The 968-nt window shown below is 37.4% G+C and carries 1 protein-coding gene; it reads left to right on the top strand.

All coding sequences use genetic code 11. From position 1 onward, the window contains the following. Positions 1-553 precede the first annotated feature (553 nt). Positions 554-856 carry a helix-turn-helix domain-containing protein gene (locus PSI17_RS17070; protein WP_273553091.1) on the top strand — a complete coding sequence of 101 codons (303 nt, stop codon included), beginning with the start codon at positions 554-556 and terminating at the stop codon, positions 854-856. The last annotated feature ends 112 nt before the right edge of the window (positions 857-968 follow it).

The raw sequence follows: 968 nt of genomic DNA, 5'->3' as shown, positions 1-968 counted from the left end.
AGTTTATAACCTCAAGAAAATCATCAACAAGAATAAGACATGCCAATTAATATGAGATTAGTTATGAATTTGTTGTTTATTACGTATTTATCTTACATAAATACCTAAAAACAATTAAAAATCAAATAATTATATTTATAACATTACAAAAAATCCCATAATATGAAAGCCAGGAGCATATTGGTTATCTCTCATGCAGGGAGAACAGGAGTGCTGTTTGAGCCATATCGGTGGTACAGACGAAAATATGCAGAGTAATCGATAAAACAGAGGAATGTAATTCGTATCATGGAAGGACACTCCTTGCTTCGGTGAAGGGCTGTTTTTTTACAACACGTTAATAAAAAAATTATCTCATTACAAAAACAAGACGCATGTCAGAAAACAAAGCGGCGAATCAGGTGGTAACAATAGGCATACCGTGAACGGTAGTGAATCCGTCAAGGCAGGCTCTATTTTACGAGCGAGTGGCGGAGCAGAAAATTGAACGCATTTCAAGCTCCGGCAATTTTCCTTGATAACGCCATAACTTACTGATAAAAAAGGATAAGATATGGAAAATGTACACTTATTAGTCGGGCAACGTATTCAGGTCAAAAGAAAACAGAAAGGTGTCACCGCGACGGCATTAGCGAAGCAGATTAATATCAGTCAGCAACAACTTTCGCGTTACGAAAGAGGAACTAACCGGATAAATCTCACCCATCTGGTGAGGATCGCCAAGATATTAAATACGCCGATTGGGTGGTTTTTCCTGGATTGCGAAGAAAATAAGAAAGAGGACAACACTGTTGATAAACTCGTAGATCAATATATTCCCATTGCGGAAACAATTATAGGAAAGAATGGTTGTTAAATGGGACAAGATAAATTTGTCAGAAGCCTGTTGCCTTACTCATTTCAATTACCTCATTCAGGCTTCTGACTCTTGTCAGGCAGGTAATGTCACGGTATTGATCACGTATTTT

The sequence above is a fragment of the Xenorhabdus sp. IM139775 genome, assembly GCF_028598745.1.
Classification (GTDB): Bacteria; Pseudomonadota; Gammaproteobacteria; order Enterobacterales; family Enterobacteriaceae; genus Xenorhabdus.
The sequence above is the reverse complement of the archived record's forward strand: the minus strand, read 5'-3'. Positions and strand labels throughout refer to the sequence as shown.